The organism is Pseudarthrobacter defluvii (genome assembly GCF_030323865.1).
In the GTDB taxonomy this organism is placed as follows: Bacteria; Actinomycetota; Actinomycetes; order Actinomycetales; family Micrococcaceae; genus Arthrobacter; species Arthrobacter sedimenti.
The window spans coordinates 1,732,463-1,754,338 of sequence record NZ_CP066362.1 but is presented as its reverse complement, the minus strand read 5'-3'; the positions used below and the strand labels follow the sequence as shown (position 1 = coordinate 1,754,338).

The window sequence follows — 21,876 nt, the reverse complement described above, 5'->3', positions numbered from 1 at the left end:
CGTCCCCGGGCGGCGCTAGGCTAAGGCCATGAGTGATCCCATCGTCATCCTGACCGAAGAACCACTGGGCGCGGAAGACCGCCTGAACATTGAACGGCTGGTGGATGGCGGGGACAGCCGCCTGCTGGTCCTGGTGCCGGCGAACACCGAACGGCATCTGCTGGTGGACTTCCTCGAAAACCTGTCCCTGCTGGACGTTGCCAAGGCCTTCCGTGAGCTCGCGGCACGCAATCCGGACGCCGCCGTCGAACGGGCCCATGCGGACGAAACCCTTGCAGCCTCGCTCGCGGCCCTGGAGGGGCTGGGTTCCGGGGTGACCGGCCAGGTGGTGGACGGCAAGGCCGTGGACAGCCTGGTGGCGAAGGTCCGGGAAACCGGGGCGTCCCAGGCCGTGGTGATCACCAGGCCGCATGCCGTGGCCGATACCTTCCACACGGATTGGGCCAACAAGGCGCAGGACCAGCTGGGCGTCCCTGTGCTCCATCTGTACGCCGGTTCGGGATTTATCGGCGACTCCTAAGCGTTGGGAATGCTATGAGCATCTTTGGAAACAGCATCTTCGGCAACAAGGCAACGAACATGGTTGGTGGGGGCCAGGAAAGCACCGCCGCGGCAACCACGGTGCAGAAAACCGACGCCCAGTGGCGGGAGGAGCTGACCCCGGAGGAGTACCACGTCCTCCGCCAGGCCGGAACCGAACGGCCTTACACGGGCGAGTACTGGGATAGCCACACCGAAGGTGTCTACCAGTGCCGGGCCTGTGGTGCCGAACTGTTCACCAGCAATGAGAAGTTCGACTCCCACTGCGGCTGGCCCTCCTTCTGGGCTCCGCTGGCCGAAGGGAACGTCCGCTACATCCACGACCGGACCCTGGGCATGGACCGGATCGAAGTCAGGTGCGCGTCCTGCGACTCCCACCTGGGGCACGTTTTCGAGGGCGAGGGCTACGGCACGCCCACCGACCAGCGCTACTGCATCAACTCGGTGTCCCTCCGGCTGGTCGGCAAGGATGACGCCGGAAGCGGGTCCGAGGGCTAGGCACTCCATGTAAAGCCAGGCTTGTCCCCGCGCAGGGTACGGCCCAGCCCCCGCGCTGTTCCCACAGCCGGGGGCTGGTCTCGTTCCTGTTCAGCCACTGGCTAGGCTAAGTTTTTCTTATTCAAGTCAGCTTTGGGCATAAGTCGTTCTGGTTCCTTGTTACGCTCGCCGAAGAGACGCGAGCACCCAGAAAGGCAGCCGACGATGACAGAGACCCTGACCACCGCCGTTACCGGTATTTCCGCACAGAACCAGGACTGGCTCCGGCTGAAGGCGGCCGCCACCGCGCTGCAGGCCCTGCAAGTCAAGGATGGGTCAGTGCCGGACCCTGCCGACCATCTGGAAGCAGCCAGGCACGTGGAAACCATCGTGGCGGCGATCAGGGCCCTTGCCCCCGCCTTCCCGCACGACGCCGCTTACCTCGAGGCTGCCTGCGCAGACTTCGAAGCCTGGGCGGCCGGGGGCTTCGCGGTTCCGGACTTCCTGTCGTCCCTGCTGGCGTTCCAGCCCCAGGAACTGCGCCACGATGGCCTGCAGCACCTGGTGGTCTTTCCCATGTACACCCAGAACGGCAGCAGCAACCGGCTGGTGGAGGCGGTGCTGGTCGAGGTGATCTGGCCCGAATTCATTGCCGGGCTTGAGGCGGCCGAATACTCCAACAAGCTGTTCGTCCCCATCCGCTTCGTCGACTTCACCCCGGGCTACGACACCAACTCCGCGGTCCTGTTCCCCGAGACGGTGGCGGTCAGCCAGACCCCCACCTTCACCTGGGGCGCCATCTTCGCCGACCGCGAGGCCGCGAGGTTCCGCCGCGTCCTGAAGGCAGCCGCGGAGATCACTTCCCTGGAACTGCCGGAAGGCGCCGCGGAACTCCTGGCGGACCAGGACCTCACGGAAGCCACGTTCGTGATGTGGGACCTGATCCACGACCGGACGCACATGCGCGGCGATCTGCCCTTCGACCCCTTCATGATCAAGCAGCGGATGCCCTACTTCCTGTACTCCCTGGAGGAACTGCGCTGCGACCTCACCGCCTTCCGCGAATCCGTCCGGATCGAAAAAGACGACGACGCCGACCCCGAAGCCCGCCGGCACGCCAAGCTCGTCCAGTACGCCATCATCTTTGACCGCATCTTCCGCTTCGCCATCACCGGCAGCCGGGTCCGCAACTACGACGGCCTGGGCGGCCAGCTCCTCTTCGCCTGGCTGCACCAGCAGCACGTGCTGCACTGGACGGACACGCGGCTTACCATCGACTGGGATGAGGTGGCGGACGCCGTCATCGCTTTGGGAGCCAACATCGACGAACTGTACTGGCGTTCCATCGACCGGCCCAAGACCGCGCACTGGCTGGCGGCCTACCAGCTGGTGTCTGCCACTGTCACCCCCAACCCGGCCTCCGTATGGGCCAAGGGCCCTGACGCGCTGCCGCTGGCGGGGACACCACGAGGCCTTACGGACCAGGTCCTGGACGACGAATTCCCGCTGTCCATGTTCTACGAGGCACTGGAGAAGAAAATGCGCCCGGTCATTGAATCCACCGCCGGCATCACCGGCCGCTCCGCCCTGTGACCAGTACGGTAAGCGGCACGGCCAGGCCGGTGGCAACACATGTCCTGGTCACCGGAGGGAGCGGCGCGTCCGGCATCGCCGTGGCCGGCGCCCTCGCCTCCGCGGGGCACCGCGTGTCCACCGTGGGATCAGACCAGGCCAGAATCGCGGCGGCGGCTGAGAAAGCGGGCGACGGCGTCACTCCCTACACGTGCGACCTCGCGGTTTTGGATCAGGTCAGAAAGCTGCGCGACGAGATTGCCGCGGCTTCCGGGCCCGTAGACGCCGTTATCCACTTGGTGGGCGGCTGGCGCGGAGCCAAGGGAATCGCCGACCAGTCGGACGACGACTGGGATTTCCTGGAACGCGGTGCCGTCACCACGCTGCGGAACGTATCGCGCGTCTTCTTCGACGATATTGCCGCATCCGCCTCCGGTCGGTTCGCGATGGTGTCCTCCACGGCGCTGGACAAGCCCGCCGCGGCAGTCGCCAGCTACGTTGCGGCGAAGGCTGCGGCCGAAGCGTGGACCATGGCCATGGCCGACGGCTTCCGCCGGGCGTCGGAGGCCGGCGGCGGCAACGCCGCGGCCACGGTCCTGGTGGTCAAGGCACTGGTGGATGACGAGCTCCGCCGCGCCCACCCGGAGCGGAAGTTTCCCGGGGCGACGGACGTGGCGGACCTGGCTGCCGCCGTCGTCCGGCTCTTCGGCACTCCATCCGCCGAACTCAACGGCGCCCGGCTCAGGCTGGCGGACTGAGCGCCGTGACTGTCCCTAGACTGAAAGCGTGAGCAACCCTATGACGACAACAGCAGAAACCGGCGCGGCGCTGCGGCTGCACGATCCGAATGTGCGCGGCTTCGCCTCGGACAACTATTCCGGAGTCCACCCCGAGGTCCTGGCGGCCCTGGCCGCGGCCAACGAAGGGCATCAGGTCTCCTACGGCGAAGACGACTACACCGCCCGGCTGCAGGAACTGATGGTCGAGCACTTCGGCCCCGGCATCGAATGCTTCCCGGTGTTCAACGGGACGGGCGCCAACGTCCTGTCCCTGCAGTCCCTCCTCCCCCGCTGGGGTGCCGTGGTCTGCGCCTCCACCGCCCACATCAACATGGACGAGAACGGGGCTCCGGAACGCATCGGCGGCCTCAAGCTCCTCCACGTTCCCACCCCTGACGGCAAGCTGACCCCCGAACTGATCGACCGGGAGGCCTGGGGTTGGGGCGATGAGCACCGGGCCCAGCCGCTGGCAGTGTCCATCACCCAGACCACGGAACTGGGAACCTGCTACACGCCGGAAGAAGTGCGCGCCATTGCCGACCACGCGCACGCCAAAGGCATGAAGCTGCACATGGACGGCGCCCGGCTGGCCAACGCGGCCGCCCACCTCGGCGTGCCCCTGCGCGCCTTCACCAGGGATGCCGGGGTGGACATCCTCTCCTTCGGCGGCACCAAGAACGGGCTGCTCTTCGGCGAAGTGGTGGTGGCGCTGAACCCTGAGGCAGCCCACGGCCTGCTCTACCTGCGCAAGATGGACATGCAGCTTGCCTCCAAGATGCGGTTCATGTCCGCCCAGTTCATCGCATTGCTGGAAGGCGACCTCTGGCTCCGCTCGGCCTCGCGCGCCAACGCCATGGCCGCCCGGCTCCGCGCCGCCGTCGACACGATCGACGGCGTGCGGCCAACCCAGGCGACCGAATCCAACGGCGTCTTCGCCATCCTGCCTCCCGGCGTGGCGGACAGGCTACGCAACTCATTCCGGTTCTACGACTGGGACGAAGCCAAGGGAGAAGTCAGGTGGATGTGTTCCTTTGACACCACGGAGGAAGACGTTGATGCCTTTGCCGCCTCGATCCGCCATGAACTCCGGGACTACCGGGACGCACAGGCCGGCTGACCGTCCGCTGACGGCGAGCCTTCCTCCCCTGCCCGGTCCCACACCGTAATCTGCCAAGGTGAACGCACTTGACCAGGTTCCCCCGGATTTTCTCCATGCCTTGGGAACCCTCAGGAAAGCCCGGTGCCGCAAGGAACTGCGGCTCGCGGAGATCCCTGCCCCTGCGCGCCTGGCACCCTTCGCCGTCGCCCTGGGCGCCGAAGTGATGGTGCCCGGCGCCGGAGCCCCTTCAACGCCTATGCACGGACCGGCGGCGCTGGCCTTCGCCGCCGCCTCCGGAACAGCGGGCCCGGCGGCGGATGAGGATGAAACGGAGCTTGCCACGGGGCGCTTCATCCTGCTGCATGACCCGGAGGGCTCGGCGGTGTGGGACGGGGAATTCCGCATCGTTACCTACATCCGGGCCGAGCTGGAACCGGAGATGGGCAACGACCAGATGCTGGGAACCGTGGCGTGGACCTGGCTGGTGGAGGCGCTGGAGAACCACAAGGCCGGCTACCGGGCAGCGGGCGGAACCGCCACCCGGGTCCTCTCTGAGAGCTTCGGCACCTTGTCGGAGCGCCCGGGATCGATCGATATTGAGCTTCGGGCCTCCTGGACGCCCGATTCCTCGGACGTCCAGGCCCATCTTGAGGCCTGGTCCGACATGGTGTGCACGTTCGCCGGCCTGCCGCCGCTGCCCGACGGCGTCACCGCGCTGCCGCCCCGGCGCCGAAGCCAACAGAACGGTTATGGAACCGCCCGGTAAACTGGGGGCATCATGACCCTAAACACTCCGGAAAACACCACAGCCGGCGTCCCGGCTGCTGCTGCCGCACCCCACATCACGGTGGAGGGCTTTGACAGCCCCATCCCCGAAATCATCGACCTTGACGCCCCACGGGAGGGCGTCCCGCTGGTCATCGAAACGCAGTCTGGCCTGGAGCGCTGCGCAGCCGCCCTCGCCGCCGGGACCGGACCTGCGGGTGTGGACGCCGAGCGCGCTTCCGGCTTCCGCTACGGGCAACGCGCGTTCCTGGTGCAGATCCGGCGCGAGGGCGCCGGTACGTGGCTGATCGACCCGGAGCCGTTCGGGAGCCTGAAGATCATCAACGACGCCCTGCGCGGCGTCGAGTGGATCCTGCACGCTGCCAGCCAGGACCTGCCCTGCCTGTCCGAGCTGGGCATGTGGCCGGACAAGCTCTTCGACACCGAACTCGCCGCACGGCTTGCAGGGTTGCCCCGCGTGGGCCTGGCCGCGGTCATCGAACAGCTGCTCGGGTTCGGGTTGGCCAAGGAGCACTCCGCGGCTGACTGGTCCACCCGCCCGCTGCCCGAGCCTTGGCTGCGCTACGCCGCACTTGACGTCGAAGTCCTGGCCGAGCTGCGCGAGGAACTCATCGAGCTGTTGCAGGCCAACGGGAAACTGGAGTACGCCGAGCAGGAATTCGCAGCCATCCTGGCGGCTGGCATCGCTCCCCCGCGCGTGGACCCGTGGCGCAAGACCTCCGGCCTGCACCAGATCCGGGACCGCCGCCAGCTCGCCGCGGTCCGCGAGCTCTGGCTGGAACGCGATTCACTGGCGCAAAAACGCGATGTTGCCCCAGGCAGGCTGCTTCCCGATTCCGCCCTTGTGGCGGCGGCGAAGGCCATGCCCGCCACCGTCCCGCAACTGCTCACCACCAAGGGGTTCCACGGCCGCGCCGCACAGCGCGAAGCCCCCCGCTGGCTGCGCTGCATCTCGGCGGCCCGCGCCCTGGAGGAACTGCCGCCGCTGCACCTGGCCACCAACGCTCCGCCGCCGCCCCGGGTCTGGGCCGACCGGGATCCGGAAGCCGCCGCCCGCCTGGCCACGGCGCGGCCCCTGCTGCAGGCGAAGGCCGAAGAGCTGGACCTGCCCCTGGAAAACCTTTTGACGCCGGACTACCTCCGGCGGGTGGCGTGGCGGCCGCCGGCGGAAGTCACGGAGGAGTCAATCTCCGCCGAACTGCTGGAGCTCGGTGCCCGGAAATGGCAGGTGGAACTTACCGCTCCCCTGATCGCCGGTGCGTTCCTGAACCCGCAGCCGCTGCCGCCCAAGGAGTCGAAGGCGCCCGCAGCAGCGGTTGGCCAATAACACGCACGATTCCAGCCCTTGCAGGCTAAGTTACTCGCGAGTAACATCGATGTGACCCACGTCAGGCTGCTGCCGCCCTCCGGCATGCACCGGCGCGTTACGTCTCGATGAGGAGTTACACGTGAGCCAGCACGGAAGCGGCGCATCCCAGCGCACTGTCCGCGACGTCGTCTTTGTGGACGGCATCCGCACACCCTTCGGCAGGGCCGGCGAGAAAGGAATCTACGCCGGAACCCGGGCCGACGACCTGATCGTGAAATGCATCCGCGGCCTGCTGCGCCGCAACCCATCCCTGCCGCCCGAGCGGATCGACGAGGTGGCCATCGCCGCCACCACCCAGACCGGCGACCAGGGCCTCACCCTGGGCCGGACCGCCGCCCTGCTGGCAGGGCTTCCGCGCACGGTCCCGGGTTTCGCCATCGACCGCATGTGCGCCGGTGCCATGACTGCTGTCACGACGACGGCAGGCGGCATCGGCTTCGGCGCCTATGACGTGGTGATTGCCGGCGGCGTGGAGCACATGGGCCACCATCCGATGGGCTCCGGGGCGGACCCCAACCCGCGGTTCATGTCCGAACGCCTGGTGGACCCGGCCGCCCTGAACATGGGCAACACGGCAGAAAACCTGCACGACCGCTTCCCCGCCATCACCAAGCAGCGCACCGACGCGTACGCAGTGGCTTCCCAGGACAAGCTGGCAGCCGCATACCAGGACGGGCAGATCCAGCCCGACCTGGTTCCCGTCGCTGCCCGCAAGCCCGGCGAGGGCTGGACCGTGCACAGCAAGGATGAGCCTCCCCGGCCCGGCACCACCATGGAGGACCTCGCCGCGCTTCGCACGCCGTTCCGCGCACACGGCCGGGTCACGGCCGGAAACGCAGCCGGCCTCAATGACGGCGCCACCGCAGCGGTCCTGGCATCCTCCGACGCCGCCGCAGAACTGGGGCTGCCGGTGAAAATGCGGCTGGTCAGCTACGCCTACGCCGGCGTGGAGCCGGAGGTCATGGGCATCGGCCCCGTACCCGCCACCGAAAAGGCGCTGCAGAACGCAGGACTGACCATCGATGACATCGGCCTGTTCGAAATCAACGAGGCGTTCGCCGTCCAGGTCCTGAGCTTCCTGGACCACTACGGCATTGCCGACGACGATCCCCGGGTCAACCGGTTCGGCGGCGCCATCGCGGTGGGCCACCCGCTCGCCTCCTCCGGTGTCCGGCTGATGATCCAGCTGGCCCGCCAGTTCGAGGAAGACCCGTCGGTGCGCTACGGGATCACCACCATGTGCGTAGGCCTGGGCATGGGCGGCACCGTGATCTGGGAAAACCCGCACCACCCCGACTACAGTGGAACCCCCTCCGGCGAGACCGCCGCTACCGTTTCCGAAGGAGCCCTGGCATGAGCGCCGCAGATTTCAGCAAGTTGGCCGACCTCTTCCCCAACGAAACCGTGACCCACTCCTACGTGCAGGACATCGCCCTGCCGGGCACGGCCGGGAAACCAAGCCCGGGCGTCTTTGCCCTGGTCACCCTCGACAACGACCTGGACCACACCAAGCCCACCACTTTAGGACCCAACACCCTGGTGGAGCTGGGCACCGTGCTGGAAGGCCTGCGGGACCGCGCAGCCCGCGGCGAAATCGTGGGCGTCGGCGTGACCGGCAAGCCGCACTACCTGGTGGCCGGGGCGGATCTTTCCGCTGTGAAGTCCCTGGAGCAGCGCGAGCACGGGCTGTGGATGGCACAGCTGGGCCACGACGTCTACGCCACCCTGGCAAACCTGGGCGTCCCCAGCTTCGCGTTCATCAACGGCGCTGCCCTGGGCGGCGGCCTGGAGATCGCCCTTCAGTCCACCTACCGGACGGTGTCCACCGGCGCGGGCGCCCTGGCCCTGCCCGAAGGATTCCTGGGCCTGGTGCCCGGCTGGGGCGGCGTCTACATCCTCCCCCGCCTGGTGGGCCCGGAGAATGCGGTCAAGGTCATGATCGAGAACCCGCTCAGCAACAACCGGACCCTTTCAGGCACGCAGGCTTTCAAGCTGGGTATCGCCGATGCCCTCTTCGAACCTGCCGATTTCCTGGAACAGTCGCTCGCCTGGGCCGCGGGAGTCATCTCCGGCGACGTGGTCCCGGAGCGGCCCAACGCCGTCGACCCCTCCTCCCCTGATGCTGCGGCCCGCTGGACCGCGGCAGTTGACGCCGGCCGGAAGTTCGTCGAGGGCAAGACCTCCAACGCCTCCCCCGCCCCGGCCAAGGTCCTGGAACTCCTCGAGGCCAACCGGACCATGACGGCCGCGGAATCCGCCGCGCTGGAATGCGAAACCCTGGCAGAGCTCATGCAGACGGACGAGTTCCGCTCCACGGTCTACGCCTTCCTGGACCTGGTGCAGAAGCGTGCCAAGCGCCCGGCCGGCGCCCCCGACCGCAAGCTGGCCCGCCCCGTCACCAAGGTGGGCGTGGTGGGCGCCGGGCTGATGGCCGGCCAGCTGGCACTGGTCTTTGCCCGCCAGCTGAAGGTTCCGGTGGTCCTGACCGACATCGACCAGGCGCGCGTGGACAAGGGCGTTGCCTACGTCCATGCCGAGGTGGACAAGCTCCTGGCCAAGGGGCGCGTCAGCCAGGACGCAGCCAACCGCACCAAGGCCCTGGTGACGGGTTCGGTATCCAAGGAAGCGTTTGCCGACGCCGACTTCGTCATCGAGGCCGTGTTTGAGGAACTGCACATCAAGAAGCAGGTCTTCGCCGAACTCGAAGGGATCGTATCGCCGGAGTGCATCCTGGCCACCAACACGTCCTCCCTCTCGGTCACGGCGATGGCTGCCGACCTGCAGCACCCGGAACGGCTGGTGGGCTTCCACTTCTTCAACCCCGTGGCTGTCATGCCGCTGCTGGAGATCGTGCGCGCCCCGCGGACCGATGACGCCGTACTGGCCACCGCTTTCGAACTGGCCAAGGCCCTGAAGAAGACCGGTGTGTTGGTCAAGGACGCTGCCGCCTTCGTGGTCAACCGCATCCTGCTCCGGCTTATGGGCGAAGTCACGGCCGTATTCGACGAAGGCACCCCGGCAGAGGTGGCAGACACCGCGCTGCGTCCCATGGGCCTGCCCATGACGCCGTTCACGCTGCTGGCCATGGTCGGCTTGCCGGTGGCCCAGCACGTCCAGGAATCGCTGCACGCTGCCTTTGGGGACCGCTTCCCGGTGTCCACCAACCTGAAGAAGCTCATCGACAACAACGTCAAGGCGTTGTGGGAGACCACGCCGGACGGCTCGCGGGCCATCCCGGCCTCCACCCTGGAACTGATGTCTTTCGGTACCACTCCCTCCACCGGAGATCAGGTGCTGCACCGCGTCCAGGATGCCCTGGCCGAGGAAATCGGCCTGATGCTGGACGAGGGCGTCGTGGCGGGGCCGGAGGACATCGACCTCTGCATGATCCTGGGCGCCGGCTGGCCGATGTTCCTTGGCGGCATCACCCCTTACCTGGACCGCGTGGGCGCCTCGGAGCGGGTCAACGGCAAGCGCTTCCTGGCCCCCGGCGTCGCCTCACCGGCGCAAGGCTAGGCAGCGCCGGGCTGTCTGGCCACACGGGCGAGGCGGCACGGACGGTCAGGCCGGCACCAGCCGGCCGCCGTCCAGCGCCACACTGCGGTGCGCTGCCGATCGTGCATAGCCCAGGTCATGGGTGACCAGCACGACGGCGGCGCCCTCCGCCGCTGCCGACCGTACGGCGGCGTCGAGCAGGTCCAGCCCGTCCCCGTCCAGCGCCCCGGTGGGCTCGTCCAGTGCCAGGACGGCGGGCTTGCGTGCCAGGACGGTTGCCAGGGCCAAAAGCCGCTGGGCGGACGCCGGCAGCTCGGCCGGATGATCGTGGGCCGCATCCGCCAGGCCCACCGCCCGCAGCGCTGCGGCGGCACGGTTCCTCGCGGTCGCCGGGCCCACCAGGCGGTCCAGCCCAAAGCTGACCTCCCGGAGCACGGTCCGCTCAAACAACTGGTCGCGCGGCTGCTGGAACAGCAGGCCCACCGAGGCTGCGGTCCGCCCCACGGGCGCTCCGGCTATGTCAGTACCCCCAACTGCCACGCTGCCCGAAGTGGGACGCAGCAGGCCGTTGAAGTGCCGCAGGAGGGTTGATTTGCCGGCGCCGTTGCGGCCGGTCACGGCAACGATTTCACCCGGATTGACTGCCAGTTCGATGTCGCGCAGCACCAGGGCGGGATGCTTCGGCTCGCCTGCCTGGGCAGATTTCCTCTTTCGCCTGCCGCGGGCTGGTGCTTCCGGGTACCCGAAGGACACATTCCGGAGCTGGAGCGCAGGCCGCCCTGGCTCTGTTCCGGCGGCCTGTGGCAGGGCGCGCGCCGCAGCCTGCATGGGGACGGGGTGCCGGATCGATGCCGGCAGCGCCCCTGGACTGCTCTCCAAGCCGGCAGGCGCCCCGCTCGCGGTGACCGTTCCCTCTGACAGCACCACCCAGGTGCCGGCTTCCCGGAGCAACGGATCAATGGTTTGGCTGAGGATCACGACGGCGGTGCCGCGGTCCTGGAGGTCGCGCACCAGGGCTGCAAGCTCCGCAGCCCCTGCCGCGTCCAGGGAGGCGAAGGGCTCGTCCATGACCAGTACCGGGGGGCCCACGATCATCGCGCAGCCGATGGCCAGGCGGCGCAGCTGGCCACCAGAGAGGTGCGCCGGGTCCTGGTCCAGCTTGCTGCGCAGTCCCAGCAGAGCGGCGGTGTGCTCCACGGCCGCCACCATCGCTCCGCGGTCGATCCCGGTGTTTTCCAATCCGAACGCCAGCTCCTCGGCCACCGTCGCCCGGACGGTGGACAGGACGGTGGCGGGGTCCTGCGGGACGAAGCCCACGTGTCTGCCCCACTCGGCGGGGTTGATCCGCGGATCCCCCGGGCCGCCGTCGAACTCCAACCGGGTGCCGGACAGCTCAAGGAACCCTGACAGGGCTCCGTGGGCGCCCGGTGGCAGCCAGCCTGCCAGGAGGCGGCCCACGGTGGATTTGCCGCTTCCCGAGGCGCCCAGGATGGCTGTGAAGGACCCGGGCGGAAAGGAAACAGCCACCTCCCGGAGTGCAGGTGCGTGCGCGTCGTGAAAGGTGAATTGCCGGATCCCGGCAGCGAGCACGGGCACGGGTGCATTACTGTCATTGCCGGTATTGCCTGCACCGTTCTGTGGGCCGCCCGTGACCATGCGCTCAGCCACCCGAGCCTGCCTGCACCAGACGGAGCACCACCGCTGCCACGGCCAGCAGCACCAGGACCGCGCGTGCCGTCCGCTGCAGGCTGGAATCGGGAACCTCCCGGTAACTGGTGCGCGGACCGGTGCTGCTCAATCCCCTCGCCTCCAGAGCGGCCGCCCTGGTGCCGGCGTCCTCGATCAGGGACAGGACCAGGGGGACGGCTTGCAGTCTGAACGCGCCAGCCCGGGACACCAGGCTGCGGGTGACCACCAGGCCGCGTGATTCCTGGGCCTGGCGGATCCGTTGTGCCCGTGCCGCGATGGCGGGCAGCAGGGTCAGGGTGGACGCCAGCACGAAGGCGAACCGGCCCTGCACGCCGCGGGCGGACAACGCGGCCACCAGGTCAGGAACATTGACGCTGAAGGAGAACAGCAGCAGGGCCATGACGACGGCGGCCAGCTGCAGGATCCGCTGGCCTGCGAACTCCAGGCCCTCTGCCGTGACCCGGGAGGGTCCCCACTCCGCCAGCACAGTTCGGCCTTCAGGGAAAAACAACCCGTGCAGCACCAGCAGCGACAGGCCCAGCGGGACCAGGACTGCTGCGGCCGCCGGCACCACGCGGCGGCCTGTGCCGCCCGCCAGGGACAGGCCCAGGCACGCGGCAACCACGGCGACTGACAGCTGCCAGCTTGCGGCCGCCGTCGTAATGGCCGCCGTGCTGCCGGCAGCGGCCAGCCAGGTCAGGGGATTAAACTTTGTCCGCCTGGTGCACGCCGCAGTCCTGCCTGCCGGGGATGCTGTCACCGGGGCCGGTCAGCCCTTCGGGGTTGAATCGCGGGCAGTGCCCGGGACCGGAGCCTGGGCAGTGCCTTGGGCTGGGGCCTGCACCGTACCCTCGGCCGGGGCGTCCACGCGGGCGTCGGCTGCCGGGGTGTTGCCGGCCAGGACCCGGTGGCGCCGGATGAAGGGGAACTGCTGGCGTGCCCGGCGGGGCAGCGCGTAGACCAGGATGGCCACGATGGTGAACACGATCGCCTTATCCATGGGATCGGAAATCAGCGCCTGCTTGGTGATGGCGGCCAGGAGGGTATCGCCCATGGCCCGGAAGGCGCTGACGATGGCGCCGGTCGCTACACCGGAGGTTCCGCCGAAGACGAAGGCAGCCACGGGTGCGGAGACAACGCCTGCGATGATCCCGGTGACGAAGCCGGCGACCGGAGCCAGGTAGAAACGGCGGAAGAGGCCGTAGCGTGCTGCCAGTCCCGCCAGGCATCCGATGAGCGCGGCGCCGGCGGCAAACGGAAGGACTGTGGGGTTGAAGAAGGACCAGACGATGCTGCTGAGGGCCCCGGTGGCTGCGCCGGCTGCCGGTCCGGCCAGGACGGCGATCAGCACTGTGCCGATGGCATCGAGGTAGAAGGGCACCAGGGTGCTGCCGACGAACTGGCCCAGCACGATGTTCAGGACCAAGGCCACCGGGATCAGTACCAGGGTGGACGCGGGCAGGGTGGGCAGGACGGCGACGATCAGCAGGACGGCCCCCGCCAGGAAGCCGGTGAGGGCAATCAGGGCCGACGCGCTGCCGGGGCCGCCGGTGATGTCGGCCGGCTGGTTGAGCACCAGGTAGATGTAGGTTGCCGCGATGGCCAGGGCGCCGAGGATCTCCAGCAGCCGGCGCCGGGCCGGGAAGCGTTCCTGTGACGGGAGCGTCAAAGAGGGCGATGACATGGGGAATGTTCCTTTGGGGTGCAGGCAGTGGCCCGGCAGTACCGGGCCGGAGTGTGGCTGCCTATGTCACCTCGGCAGCAGCCGGCGGCAACTGCGCCGGTCCGGTCCGGAACCTATTCTACCGGCCATTCCGCGGTGCGGGACCTGCTATCCCACGCGCCGGGCCAACATCCCGACGGCGGACACGAGCTCACCGAAGGCCTGCCGGGGGTTGTTCCCGGACACGACCCGGGCGTTGGGGGGCGCGCCCCAGAGTCCGCGGAAGTCGGCCACCGTTGTTCCCATCAGGAGCGGGGAGTCGGTTTCGACGTCCACGGTGGCGGGCCGGGCGGTGTACTCGAGCGTGCCGGCGGCGACTCCGGCGGCGAAAAAGTCGTGGACGTGGGCCAGGTACCCCTGGTCGTAGTGCCGGTGGAATTCAAAGTAGAAACGAAGGGCATCGGACAGGTGCCTGACCAGCGTGTTGTCGGAAGTGCTGCGCCGGCCTTCGGGGTCCCCGGAGAGCACCAGTTCAGGGACGGAGGCCCCGGCGGCCTCGGCCAGCGCCTGGACGTGGGCAGGGTGCAGCTCCATGCGTTCTGTGGTGTCCAGGGAGCAGACGATGGGCAGTTTCTCCTCCGGCCGGCCCCGGTACGCGGCGTAGACCTCCTTGGCGGCGTGGGGATCCACGTGCGTGTTCCATTCGGCCGTGGGCGTGGTGTTGCCCTGGTGGTAGAAGGCACCGCCCATGATGACCACCTTGGCCAGGAGGTCGGGAAGCTCCGGTTCCTTCCGCAGGGCCAGGGCGAAGTTGGTCAGCGGGGCCGTGATAAGCGCGGTGAGCTCCCCCGGCTTGGCCCTGGCGTACTCGATCCAGAGGTCCACCGCGTCCCGCGGGCTAAGCTGGCCGGTTGGTTCAGGCAGGACGGCATAGCCGATGCCCTGGGGTCCGTGGGTTTCCGGCGTGGTGAGCAGCGGGATGGACAGCGGCTTGCGGGCACCGACTGCCACCTGCACTCCGGGCCGGCCGCACAATTCCAGCAGCGCCAGGGTGTTGCGGGCCACCTGGTCCGCGTCCACGTTCCCCGGCGTGGCCGTCACCGCCACGAACTCGGTATCCGGAAGGGCGGCAAGGTAGGCAAGCGCCAGGGCGTCGTCGATGCCGGTATCAACGTCCAGCAGGTAGGCGGGCACGGCTGCCTAGAAGAGTGCCACCTTGGGCACTGCGGGGAAGATCCCGTCCAGTTCGGCGAGGTCCTCGGGCGTGGGGACCCAGTTGGCCGCTTCCGCGTTCTGCCTGACCTGCTCCGGCCTGGTGGCGCCGGCGATGACGCTGGCCACCGAAGGCTGGGCGGCGAGCCAGGAAAAGGCCACCTCGATCTCCGTCAGGCCGCGTTCCTTGGCGAAGGCGCTGAAACTGGCCAACTGGTCCCAGTCGGCGTCGTTCACCAGGTTGGTGCGGGTGTGGCTGAGCCGGGACCCCTCGGGCGCGTGGCCGGGCGCGTACTTGCCGGTGAGCAGCCCGTTGGCGAGCGGGAAGTACGGCAGCACGCCCAGGCCGAACTCCTCGGCGGCCGGGGTCACTTCGAGTTCGGCACGCCGGTCCAGGAGGTTGTAATGATTTTGCGACGAGATGAACCGCTCGGTGCCCAGTTCGCGGGCCACGTACTCCGCTTGGGCGATCTGCCACCCGGAGCGGTTGGAGTGACCGATGTAGCGGACCTTTCCGCTGCGGACCAGGGTGTCCAGCGCCGCCAGGGTCTCGTCAATGGGCGTCAGCGGGTCCGGGGTGTGGAACTGGTACAGGTCGATCCAGTCGGTGCCCAGCCGGCGCAGCGAGGCCTCCACCGCCTGCACGATGTAACGCCGGGAGCCGCGGGCGCCGAAGTCCGGGCCGTTGGCGCCCTTGGCGTCCATCCCGAACTTGGTGGCCAGGACCACATCACCACGGCGGGCGCCGAGTGCCTTGCCGAGCATGGTCTCGCTGAGGCCCGGTTCCCGGCCATAGGTGTCTGCGACGTCGAACAGGGTGATGCCGGCGTCGATCGCGGCATGGACGACGGCGTCTGTTGCGTCCTGCGACTCCGTGGCGGTGTTCGCCCGGCCCAGGTTGTTGCAGCCAAGTCCGACGGTGGAGACGGTGAGGCCTGATTTTCCGAGGCGGCGGTAACTGGTCAACGTTGTCTCCTAAAGGCTGAAGCTGGCGGCGGGCTTGGCTGAGTGCTTGAGTTTGAAATGGTCCGGGTCTTTGTAGGGCGCAGCGCCTATGCTGAGCTTGGTGAAGTCCAGGTCCTCGCCCCGGATGCAGACCTTGATTGCGTTGACCGCCTTGTTCACGTCCGGGCACAGGCAGAAGATGTTGAGCTTGTAGTCGCTGAACTCCGAGCGCTCTACCGTGCCCAGGCCGCGCCATGCCAGGTGGCTGATCAGCGCGTCCTTGGCCTTCTGCTCCAGGTAACGGTCCCGGTCCGTGCCTTCCCTGGTCTTGAGGGCGAACTGGGCCACCACCCAGAACTGCTCCTCAGTGGGGATCTCGGCGTAGCCGTCCTCCGCGCACTGCGCCGCAAAGGCGTCCAGGAGCCCGTCGGCAGCAGCGGCGTCGGGAACGTCGGTCTCCTCCGTCTTGCTCTGGTGCCCCACGGCCCCGAAATTCATCACGAACTGGGAATAGTCCTCGTCAAACCAGGCTTCCCTGAACTGGAGGGCGCCCTCGTCGTCGCGCTTGTAGACCCTGACAATGCCGCTCATGTGGTGCGTCCTTTGGTAAACCATTCGACGTCGGTGCCGTCGAACGGCGCGTGCTGTGCCTTCACGGCGTGGTAAAGCCCGTCCGCGGCAGCCTGGATGTCCTCGATCAGCCGCTGGGGGTAATGCATGGAGACGCTGTGCTCCGCGAACTCGTCCTGGTCGTCGATGAAGACGCCGCGCGCCTCGGTCCGGATGACGTCCAGGTCCATGTCGATCACATGGAACTCGGTCACCTCGGGCCGGATGTGTGTCCACTCGTGGCCGACCGCCAGGTCGATGTACACGCGCACGCCGCCGGGGTGGGCGGAGTCGTAGAACGTGGCCACCCAGTCACCCTCGCGCGGCACCAGCAGCACCGCGTCGGAGCGCGTGTAGAAGGCGGCGCCGGGGCGGGAGCAGAACTCGTTGGTGCCCTGGAAAATCCACCAGCCGTGCTGGTCTTCGCCGACGTACCGGCCGGGCACAACCCAGTGGGCCTTGCCATTCCACTTGCGGTTGCGGGAAACCACCAGTTGGCCCGGCTCCAGCCCGTTGGGGACGCGTGTGGTTGTGGTGTGCAGAACCGGTCCGGACTCCCCGGCAGGCCCGGGGTACTTCAGTTCATCCTCGTCCCTCACAGGATCGGAAGGCTGCCGGTGGTGGGGTGCTGCTGCCCGGGCAGGGGCCGCGCAAACGGAACCTTCGTGCCGAGGACCTGGGCCACGACGTCGTGCGTGATCTGCTGGGCGGTAAGCCCGACGCGCTCCAGCACCTGGTTGCGGGTGCCATGCTCCAGGAACTCAACGGGCAGGCCCACCTCGTTCAGTGCGGTGTCCACGCCTGCCGCCCGCATTTCCTGCCGGATGCGCGAGCCCACGCCGCCGGCGCGGACGCCGTCCTCGATGCAGATCACCAGCCGGTGGTGCGATGCCAGCGCAATGATGGACTTGCGGACCGGAAGAACCCAGCGCGGATCGACCACTGTGGTGCTGATGCCCTGCGCACCGAGCCGGTTGGAAACGTCAAGGGCCAGCTCGGACATGGCGCCGACGCTGACGATGAGTACGTCGTTTTCAGTGGAGCCGGAGGGGCGGCGGGCAAGGACGTCCACGCCGTCGCTCAGCCGTTCCAATGCCTCAACTGCCGGGCCAACAGATCCCTTGGAGAAACGCACCACGCTGGGGGCGTCGCTGATGGCCACGGCCTCGCGAAGCTCCTCCCGAAGCCGGGTGGCGTCACGGGGCGCCGCCAGGTGAAGGCCGGGAACGATCTGCACCATGGCCATGTCCCACATGCCGTGGTGGCTGGCACCGTCGGGGCCGGTGACCCCTGCGCGGTCCAGGACGATGGTGACGCCGGCTTTGTGGAGGGCGACGTCCATCAGCAGCTGGTCGAAGGCCCGGTTCAGGAACGTGGCGTAGACGGCCACCACAGGGTGCAGCCCACCGAAGGCCATGCCCGCGGCGGCGGTCAGCGCATGCTGTTCGGCGATCCCGACGTCGATGACCCGTTTGGGGTGTTTGGCCGCAAACTTGTGCAGGCCCACCGGGATCAGCATGGCGCCGGTGACACCGACAATGTCGTCGCGTTCGTCGGCGATGGCGGCGATCTCGTCCGCAAATACGGAGGTCCAGGACTGCGCGCCGCCGCTGCCGGTGGGCTCGCCCGTCTCCGGATCGATGATGCCAACGGCGTGGAATTGGTCGGCTTCGTGGGCGCGGGCCGGAGCGTAGCCGTGGCCTTTTTCGGTCATGGCATGGACGATGACGGGGCCACCGTAATTCTTGGCGGTGGAAAGTGCGTTCTCCATTGCCTGGAGGTTGTGGCCGTCCACCGGGCCGATGTATTTCATGCCGAGGTCCTCGAACATGCCCTGCGGTGCCCACCAGTCCTTAATGCCCTTTTTCATGGCGTGCAGGCTCTTGTAGGTGAACTGGCCCACGGGGCCGCCGTTTTGCAGCCTCTTCTTCCACCAGTCCAGGGCGCCCTCGTAGGCAGGGGCGGCTCGGAAGGAGTCGATGGTAGGGCGCAGTGAGGCAAGGTAGTCGGCAAATCCGCCCACGGTGGGGGCATAGGAGCGGCCATTGTCGTTGACCACGATCACCACGCGGCGCTTCTTGTCAGCCGCGATGTTGTTGATGGCCTCCCAGGCCATGCCGCCGGTGAGTGCGCCGTCACCCACGATGGCCACCACATGCCGGTCGCCTTCGCCGGTGAGCTGACGGGCACGGGAGATTCCGTCGGCCCAGGACAGGGACGACGACGCGTGGGAGCTTTCCACGATGTCGTGTTCGGATTCAGCGCGGGCCGGGTAGCCGGAGAGGCCGCCTTCCTGGCGGAGCGTGCTGAAGTCCTGGCGCCCGGTGAGGAGCTTGTGGACGTAGGACTGGTGGCCCGTGTCGAAGACGATGCTGTCACGGGGAGATTCGAAAATGCGGTGCACGGCCAGCGTCAGTTCCACGACGCCGAGGTTGGGCCCGAGGTGGCCGCCCGTCTGGGAGACGTTCGTGATCAGGAATTCCCTGATCTCCGAAGCCAGCTGTTCCAGCTGTTCCTCGGTCAACTCGTTCAGGTCCTGCGGATTCCGGATGGTGTCCAAGATTCCCAATGACCCCTCCTTTGGATGGTAGACGTGCCGTTTAACTCTAACGCCTCGGTTCGCAGGGCCGGACGTGGTTGAAAAGCCGAAGCCCCGGCTGGTCGGTGACCGGCCGGGGCTTCGGGGAGGATGGTGCCTGCTGGCAGAGCCCGCTAGTTGGCGGAGATCTGGCGCAGCACGTACTGCAGGATGCCGCCGTTGCGGTAGTAGTCCGCTTCACCCGGGGTATCGATGCGCAGGACGGCGTCGAAGGACTTGGAGGAGCCGTCCTCTGCCGTGGCGGTGACCTTCAGGGTCTTGGGCGTGGTGCCCTCGTTCAGGGCGGTGACGCCCTCAACCGAGAAGGTTTCCGTGCCGGTCAAGCCCAGGCTGGCAGCGTTCTCGCCGGCCGGGTACTGCAGCGGCAGGACGCCCATCCCGATGAGGTTGGAGCGGTGGATGCGCTCGTAGCTCTCGGCGATGACGGCCTTGACGCCCAGCAGCGCGGTGCCCTTGGCGGCCCAGTCGCGGGACGAACCGGAACCGTACTCCTTGCCTGCCAGGACAACCAGCGGGGTGCCGGCTGCCTGGTAGTTCTGGGCGGCGTCGTAGACGTAGGCCTGCGGGCCGTCTGCCTGGGTGAAGTCGCGGGTGAAGCCACCCTCAACGCCGTCAAGGAGCTGGTTCTTGATGCGGATGTTCGCGAATGTTCCGCGGATCATCACTTCGTGGTTGCCACGGCGCGAGCCGTAGGAGTTGAAGTCCTTGCGCTCCACACCGTTGGCCAGCAGGTACTGGCCGGCAGGGGTGTCGGACTTGAAGGAACCGGCCGGGGAGATGTGGTCGGTGGTGACGGAGTCGCCGAGCTTCAGGAGCACGCGGGCGCCGGAGATGTCCTTGACGGGCTCCGGCTGCGCCTGCATGCCTTCGAAGTACGGGGGCTTCCGGACGTAGGTGGACTTCTCGTCCCAGGCGAAGGTGTCGCCGGCGGGGGTGTCGAGCGCCTTCCAGCGGTCGTCGCCCTCGAAGACTCCCTCGTAGCCCTTGGCGAACATGTCCTTGTCGATCGAGGAATCGATGACCTGCTGCACCTCGACCGGGTTGGGCCAGATGTCCTTCAGGAAGACGTCGTTGCCAGCTTCGTCCTGGCCCAGCGCGTCGTTCTCGAAGTCGAAGTCCATGGTTCCGGCCAAGGCGTAGGCGATGACCAGCGGCGGGGAGGCCAGGTAGTTCATCTTGACGTCCGGGTTGATGCGGCCTTCGAAGTTGCGGTTGCCGGAGAGGACTGCGGTGACGGAGAGGTCGTTGGCCTGGATGGCCTCGGAGATCTCAGCGTCCAGCGGGCCGGAGTTGCCGATGCAGGTGGCGCAGCCATAGCCCACGATGTAGAAGCCAAGCTTCTCCAGGTAGGGGGTCAGGCCCGACTTGTTGTAGTAGTCGGTGACAACCTTGGAACCGGGAGCCACGGAGGTCTTGACCCACGGCTTGGCGGCGAGGCCCTTTTCCACCGCGTTGCGGGCCAGCAGTGCGGCGGCCAGCATCACGGACGGGTTGGACGTGTTGGTGCAGGACGTGATCGAGGCGATCGACACCGCGCCGTGGTCCAGTTCGAATTCGCGGCCATCGGCGGTCTTGACCGCAACCTTCTTGGACGGGCGGCCGTTGGACTTCGGTCCATGGGCGTGCGGAGCTTCCTCGGAGAGGTGCGTTGCCGTTGCCGTGAACGACGGCGAGTCGGACGCCGGGAAGCTCTCATCGATTGCTTCGTCCAGGCTGCCGTCGGCGAGGTCAAGCTTGACGTAGTTGCGGAGGTCCTCGCGGAACTGGGCCTTGGACTCGGAGAGGATGATGCGGTCCTGCGGGCGCTTGGGGCCGGAAATCGACGGGACAACCGTGGACAGATCCAGTTCCAGGTACTCGGAGAACTTGATGTCGCGGGAAGGATCGTGCCAGAGGCCCTGTTCCTTGGCGTATGCCTCGACGAGGGCCACGTTCTGGTCTGCGCGGCCGGTGAGGCGCAGGTAGTCCAGGGTGACGTCGTCGATGGGGAACATCGCGGCGGTGGAACCGAATTCGGGACTCATGTTGCCGATGGTGGCGCGGTTTGCCAGCGGCACCGCGGCCACGCCTTCGCCGTAGAACTCAACGAACTTGCCCACGACACCGTGCTGGCGGAGCATCTCGGTGATGGTCAGCACCACGTCGGTGGCGGTGGCGCCGGCGGGGATGCTGCCGCTGAGCTTGAAGCCGACAACCCGCGGGATCAGCATGGAGACAGGCTGTCCCAGCATGGCTGCCTCGGCTTCGATGCCGCCAACGCCCCAGCCCAGGACGCCCAGGCCGTTGACCATGGTGGTGTGCGAGTCGGTGCCCACGCAGGTGTCAGGGTAGGCGCGGAGCGCACCGTCCACTTCGCGGGTCATGACGGTGCGGGCCAGGTATTCGATGTTGACCTGGTGCACGATGCCGGTTCCCGGAGGAACCACCTTGAAGTCGTCGAACGCGGTCTGGCCCCAGCGCAGGAACTGGTAACGCTCACCGTTGCGCTGGTACTCGATCTCCATGTTGCGCTCCAGCGCGCCGGAGTTGCCGAAGGCATCGATCTGCACGGAGTGGTCAATGACCATTTCGGCCGGTGCAAGGGGGTTCACCCTCTTGGGGTCACCGCCCAGGTCCTTGACGGCCTCACGCATGGTGGCGAGGTCGACCACGCAGGGAACGCCGGTGAAGTCCTGCATGATCACGCGCGCCGGCGTGAACTGGATTTCTGTATCGGGCTCCGCATTGGGATCCCAGCCTGCCAAAGCGCGAACGTGATCGGCAGTGATGTTCGCGCCGTCCTCGGTCCTCAACAGGTTTTCAAGCAATACCTTGAGGCTGAACGGAAGGTTTTCTGCACCTTCAACGGAGTTCAGCCGGAAAATCTCGTATTCGGTTCCGGCTACATTAAGTTTGCCTTTTGAACCGAAACTGTCCACAGTGCTCATCGCAGGACTCCTCTCGCAACAGTTTCATCTTTGTCGCGCGGTTGACCGCCTGCTAGTTAGGACGCCCTAAGTAGCTCCAGGGCCCGAAAATTGCACACGGCCGGCCGAGAATTCG

General features: G+C 67.5%; 18 protein-coding genes. 9 read left to right on the top strand and 9 right to left on the bottom strand.

What is annotated here, in order from left to right; translation table 11 throughout:
* The first annotated feature begins 28 nt into the window (after window positions 1–28).
* From JCQ34_RS08015 to JCQ34_RS07975, 9 genes are all read left to right on the top strand, one after another.
* Window positions 29–520 carry a hypothetical protein gene (locus JCQ34_RS08015; protein WP_236802098.1) on the top strand — a complete coding sequence of 164 codons (492 nt, stop codon included), beginning with the start codon at window positions 29–31 and terminating at the stop codon, window positions 518–520.
* A gap of 59 nt (window positions 521–579) precedes the next feature.
* Window positions 580–1,038: a peptide-methionine (R)-S-oxide reductase MsrB gene (gene msrB, locus JCQ34_RS08010; protein WP_286404375.1), complete on the top strand. Its 459-nt coding sequence runs from the start codon at window positions 580–582 to the stop codon at window positions 1,036–1,038.
* Between the two features lie 204 nt (window positions 1,039–1,242).
* Entirely contained in the window at window positions 1,243–2,610 is a 1,368-nt protein-coding gene (locus JCQ34_RS08005; protein ID WP_286403510.1) for a DUF6421 family protein, read from the top strand.
* Window positions 2,607–3,347 carry an SDR family oxidoreductase gene (locus JCQ34_RS08000; RefSeq protein WP_286403508.1) on the top strand — a complete coding sequence of 247 codons (741 nt, stop codon included), beginning with the start codon at window positions 2,607–2,609 and terminating at the stop codon, window positions 3,345–3,347. The genes JCQ34_RS08005 and JCQ34_RS08000 overlap by 4 nt, the downstream gene beginning before the upstream one ends.
* A 40-nt stretch (window positions 3,348–3,387) precedes the next feature.
* Complete coding sequence (locus JCQ34_RS07995) at window positions 3,388–4,485, top strand: threonine aldolase family protein (RefSeq protein WP_286403506.1); 1,098 nt, start codon at window positions 3,388–3,390, stop codon at window positions 4,483–4,485.
* Window positions 4,486–4,543: 58 nt separating this feature from the next.
* On the top strand, window positions 4,544–5,233 hold the full coding sequence (locus JCQ34_RS07990; protein ID WP_286403504.1) for a DUF3000 domain-containing protein: 690 nt from the start codon (window positions 4,544–4,546) through the stop codon (window positions 5,231–5,233).
* A 12-nt stretch (window positions 5,234–5,245) separates the two neighbouring features.
* Window positions 5,246–6,580, top strand: a complete 1,335-nt coding sequence (locus JCQ34_RS07985; RefSeq protein WP_286403501.1) for an HRDC domain-containing protein — start codon at window positions 5,246–5,248, stop codon at window positions 6,578–6,580.
* Between the two features lie 121 nt (window positions 6,581–6,701).
* Entirely contained in the window at window positions 6,702–7,979 is a 1,278-nt protein-coding gene (locus tag JCQ34_RS07980; RefSeq protein ID WP_286403498.1) for a thiolase family protein, read from the top strand.
* Complete coding sequence (locus JCQ34_RS07975; RefSeq protein ID WP_286403496.1) at window positions 7,976–10,138, top strand: 3-hydroxyacyl-CoA dehydrogenase NAD-binding domain-containing protein; 2,163 nt, start codon at window positions 7,976–7,978, stop codon at window positions 10,136–10,138. The genes JCQ34_RS07980 and JCQ34_RS07975 overlap by 4 nt, the downstream gene beginning before the upstream one ends.
* Window positions 10,139–10,183: 45 nt before the next feature.
* On the opposite strand, the gene JCQ34_RS07970 is transcribed toward JCQ34_RS07975, so the two are convergent.
* The 9 genes from JCQ34_RS07970 to JCQ34_RS07930 form a co-directional block, all read right to left on the bottom strand.
* On the bottom strand, window positions 10,184–11,785 hold the full coding sequence (locus JCQ34_RS07970) for an ABC transporter ATP-binding protein (protein ID WP_286403494.1): 1,602 nt from the start codon (window positions 11,783–11,785) through the stop codon (window positions 10,184–10,186).
* Entirely contained in the window at window positions 11,778–12,566 is a 789-nt protein-coding gene (locus tag JCQ34_RS07965) for an energy-coupling factor transporter transmembrane component T (protein WP_286403493.1), read from the bottom strand. The genes JCQ34_RS07970 and JCQ34_RS07965 overlap by 8 nt, the downstream gene beginning before the upstream one ends.
* Window positions 12,567–12,575: 9 nt before the next feature.
* A complete protein-coding gene (locus JCQ34_RS07960) occupies window positions 12,576–13,490 on the bottom strand; it encodes an ECF transporter S component (RefSeq protein ID WP_286403491.1) in 915 nt (304 codons plus the stop codon).
* A 147-nt stretch (window positions 13,491–13,637) separates the two neighbouring features.
* A complete protein-coding gene (locus JCQ34_RS07955) occupies window positions 13,638–14,663 on the bottom strand; it encodes a nucleoside hydrolase (RefSeq protein WP_286403489.1) in 1,026 nt (341 codons plus the stop codon).
* Window positions 14,664–14,669: 6 nt separating this feature from the next.
* On the bottom strand, window positions 14,670–15,647 hold the full coding sequence (locus tag JCQ34_RS07950) for an aldo/keto reductase (RefSeq protein ID WP_286403488.1): 978 nt from the start codon (window positions 15,645–15,647) through the stop codon (window positions 14,670–14,672).
* A gap of 9 nt (window positions 15,648–15,656) precedes the next feature.
* Window positions 15,657–16,217 carry a hypothetical protein gene (locus JCQ34_RS07945; protein WP_286403485.1) on the bottom strand — a complete coding sequence of 187 codons (561 nt, stop codon included), beginning with the start codon at window positions 16,215–16,217 and terminating at the stop codon, window positions 15,657–15,659.
* Window positions 16,214–16,834 carry a DUF402 domain-containing protein gene (locus JCQ34_RS07940; protein WP_286403482.1) on the bottom strand — a complete coding sequence of 207 codons (621 nt, stop codon included), beginning with the start codon at window positions 16,832–16,834 and terminating at the stop codon, window positions 16,214–16,216. The genes JCQ34_RS07945 and JCQ34_RS07940 overlap by 4 nt, the downstream gene beginning before the upstream one ends.
* Window positions 16,831–18,804 carry a 1-deoxy-D-xylulose-5-phosphate synthase gene (gene dxs / locus JCQ34_RS07935; RefSeq protein WP_286403479.1) on the bottom strand — a complete coding sequence of 658 codons (1,974 nt, stop codon included), beginning with the start codon at window positions 18,802–18,804 and terminating at the stop codon, window positions 16,831–16,833. The genes JCQ34_RS07940 and dxs overlap by 4 nt, the downstream gene beginning before the upstream one ends.
* 143 nt (window positions 18,805–18,947) lie before the next feature.
* On the bottom strand, window positions 18,948–21,761 hold the full coding sequence (locus JCQ34_RS07930; protein ID WP_286403477.1) for an aconitate hydratase: 2,814 nt from the start codon (window positions 21,759–21,761) through the stop codon (window positions 18,948–18,950).
* Between the last annotated feature and the right edge of the window lie 115 nt (window positions 21,762–21,876).

Excerpts from the sequence above, each read along its gene's own strand:
- JCQ34_RS08015 (WP_236802098.1), top strand. The coding sequence starts at position 29 with ATGAGTGATCCCATCGTCATCCTGACCGAAGAACCACTGGGCGCGGAA.
- msrB (WP_286404375.1), top strand. The coding sequence starts at position 580 with ATGGTTGGTGGGGGCCAGGAAAGCACCGCCGCGGCAACCACGGTGCAG.
- JCQ34_RS08005 (WP_286403510.1), top strand. The coding sequence starts at position 1,243 with ATGACAGAGACCCTGACCACCGCCGTTACCGGTATTTCCGCACAGAAC.
- JCQ34_RS07995 (WP_286403506.1), top strand. The coding sequence starts at position 3,388 with ATGACGACAACAGCAGAAACCGGCGCGGCGCTGCGGCTGCACGATCCG.
- JCQ34_RS07985 (WP_286403501.1), top strand. The coding sequence starts at position 5,246 with ATGACCCTAAACACTCCGGAAAACACCACAGCCGGCGTCCCGGCTGCT.
- JCQ34_RS07975 (WP_286403496.1), top strand. The coding sequence starts at position 7,976 with ATGAGCGCCGCAGATTTCAGCAAGTTGGCCGACCTCTTCCCCAACGAA.
- JCQ34_RS07960 (WP_286403491.1), bottom strand. The coding sequence starts at position 13,490 with ATGTCATCGCCCTCTTTGACGCTCCCGTCACAGGAACGCTTCCCGGCC.
- JCQ34_RS07945 (WP_286403485.1), bottom strand. The coding sequence starts at position 16,217 with ATGAGCGGCATTGTCAGGGTCTACAAGCGCGACGACGAGGGCGCCCTC.
- JCQ34_RS07930 (WP_286403477.1), bottom strand. The coding sequence starts at position 21,761 with ATGAGCACTGTGGACAGTTTCGGTTCAAAAGGCAAACTTAATGTAGCC.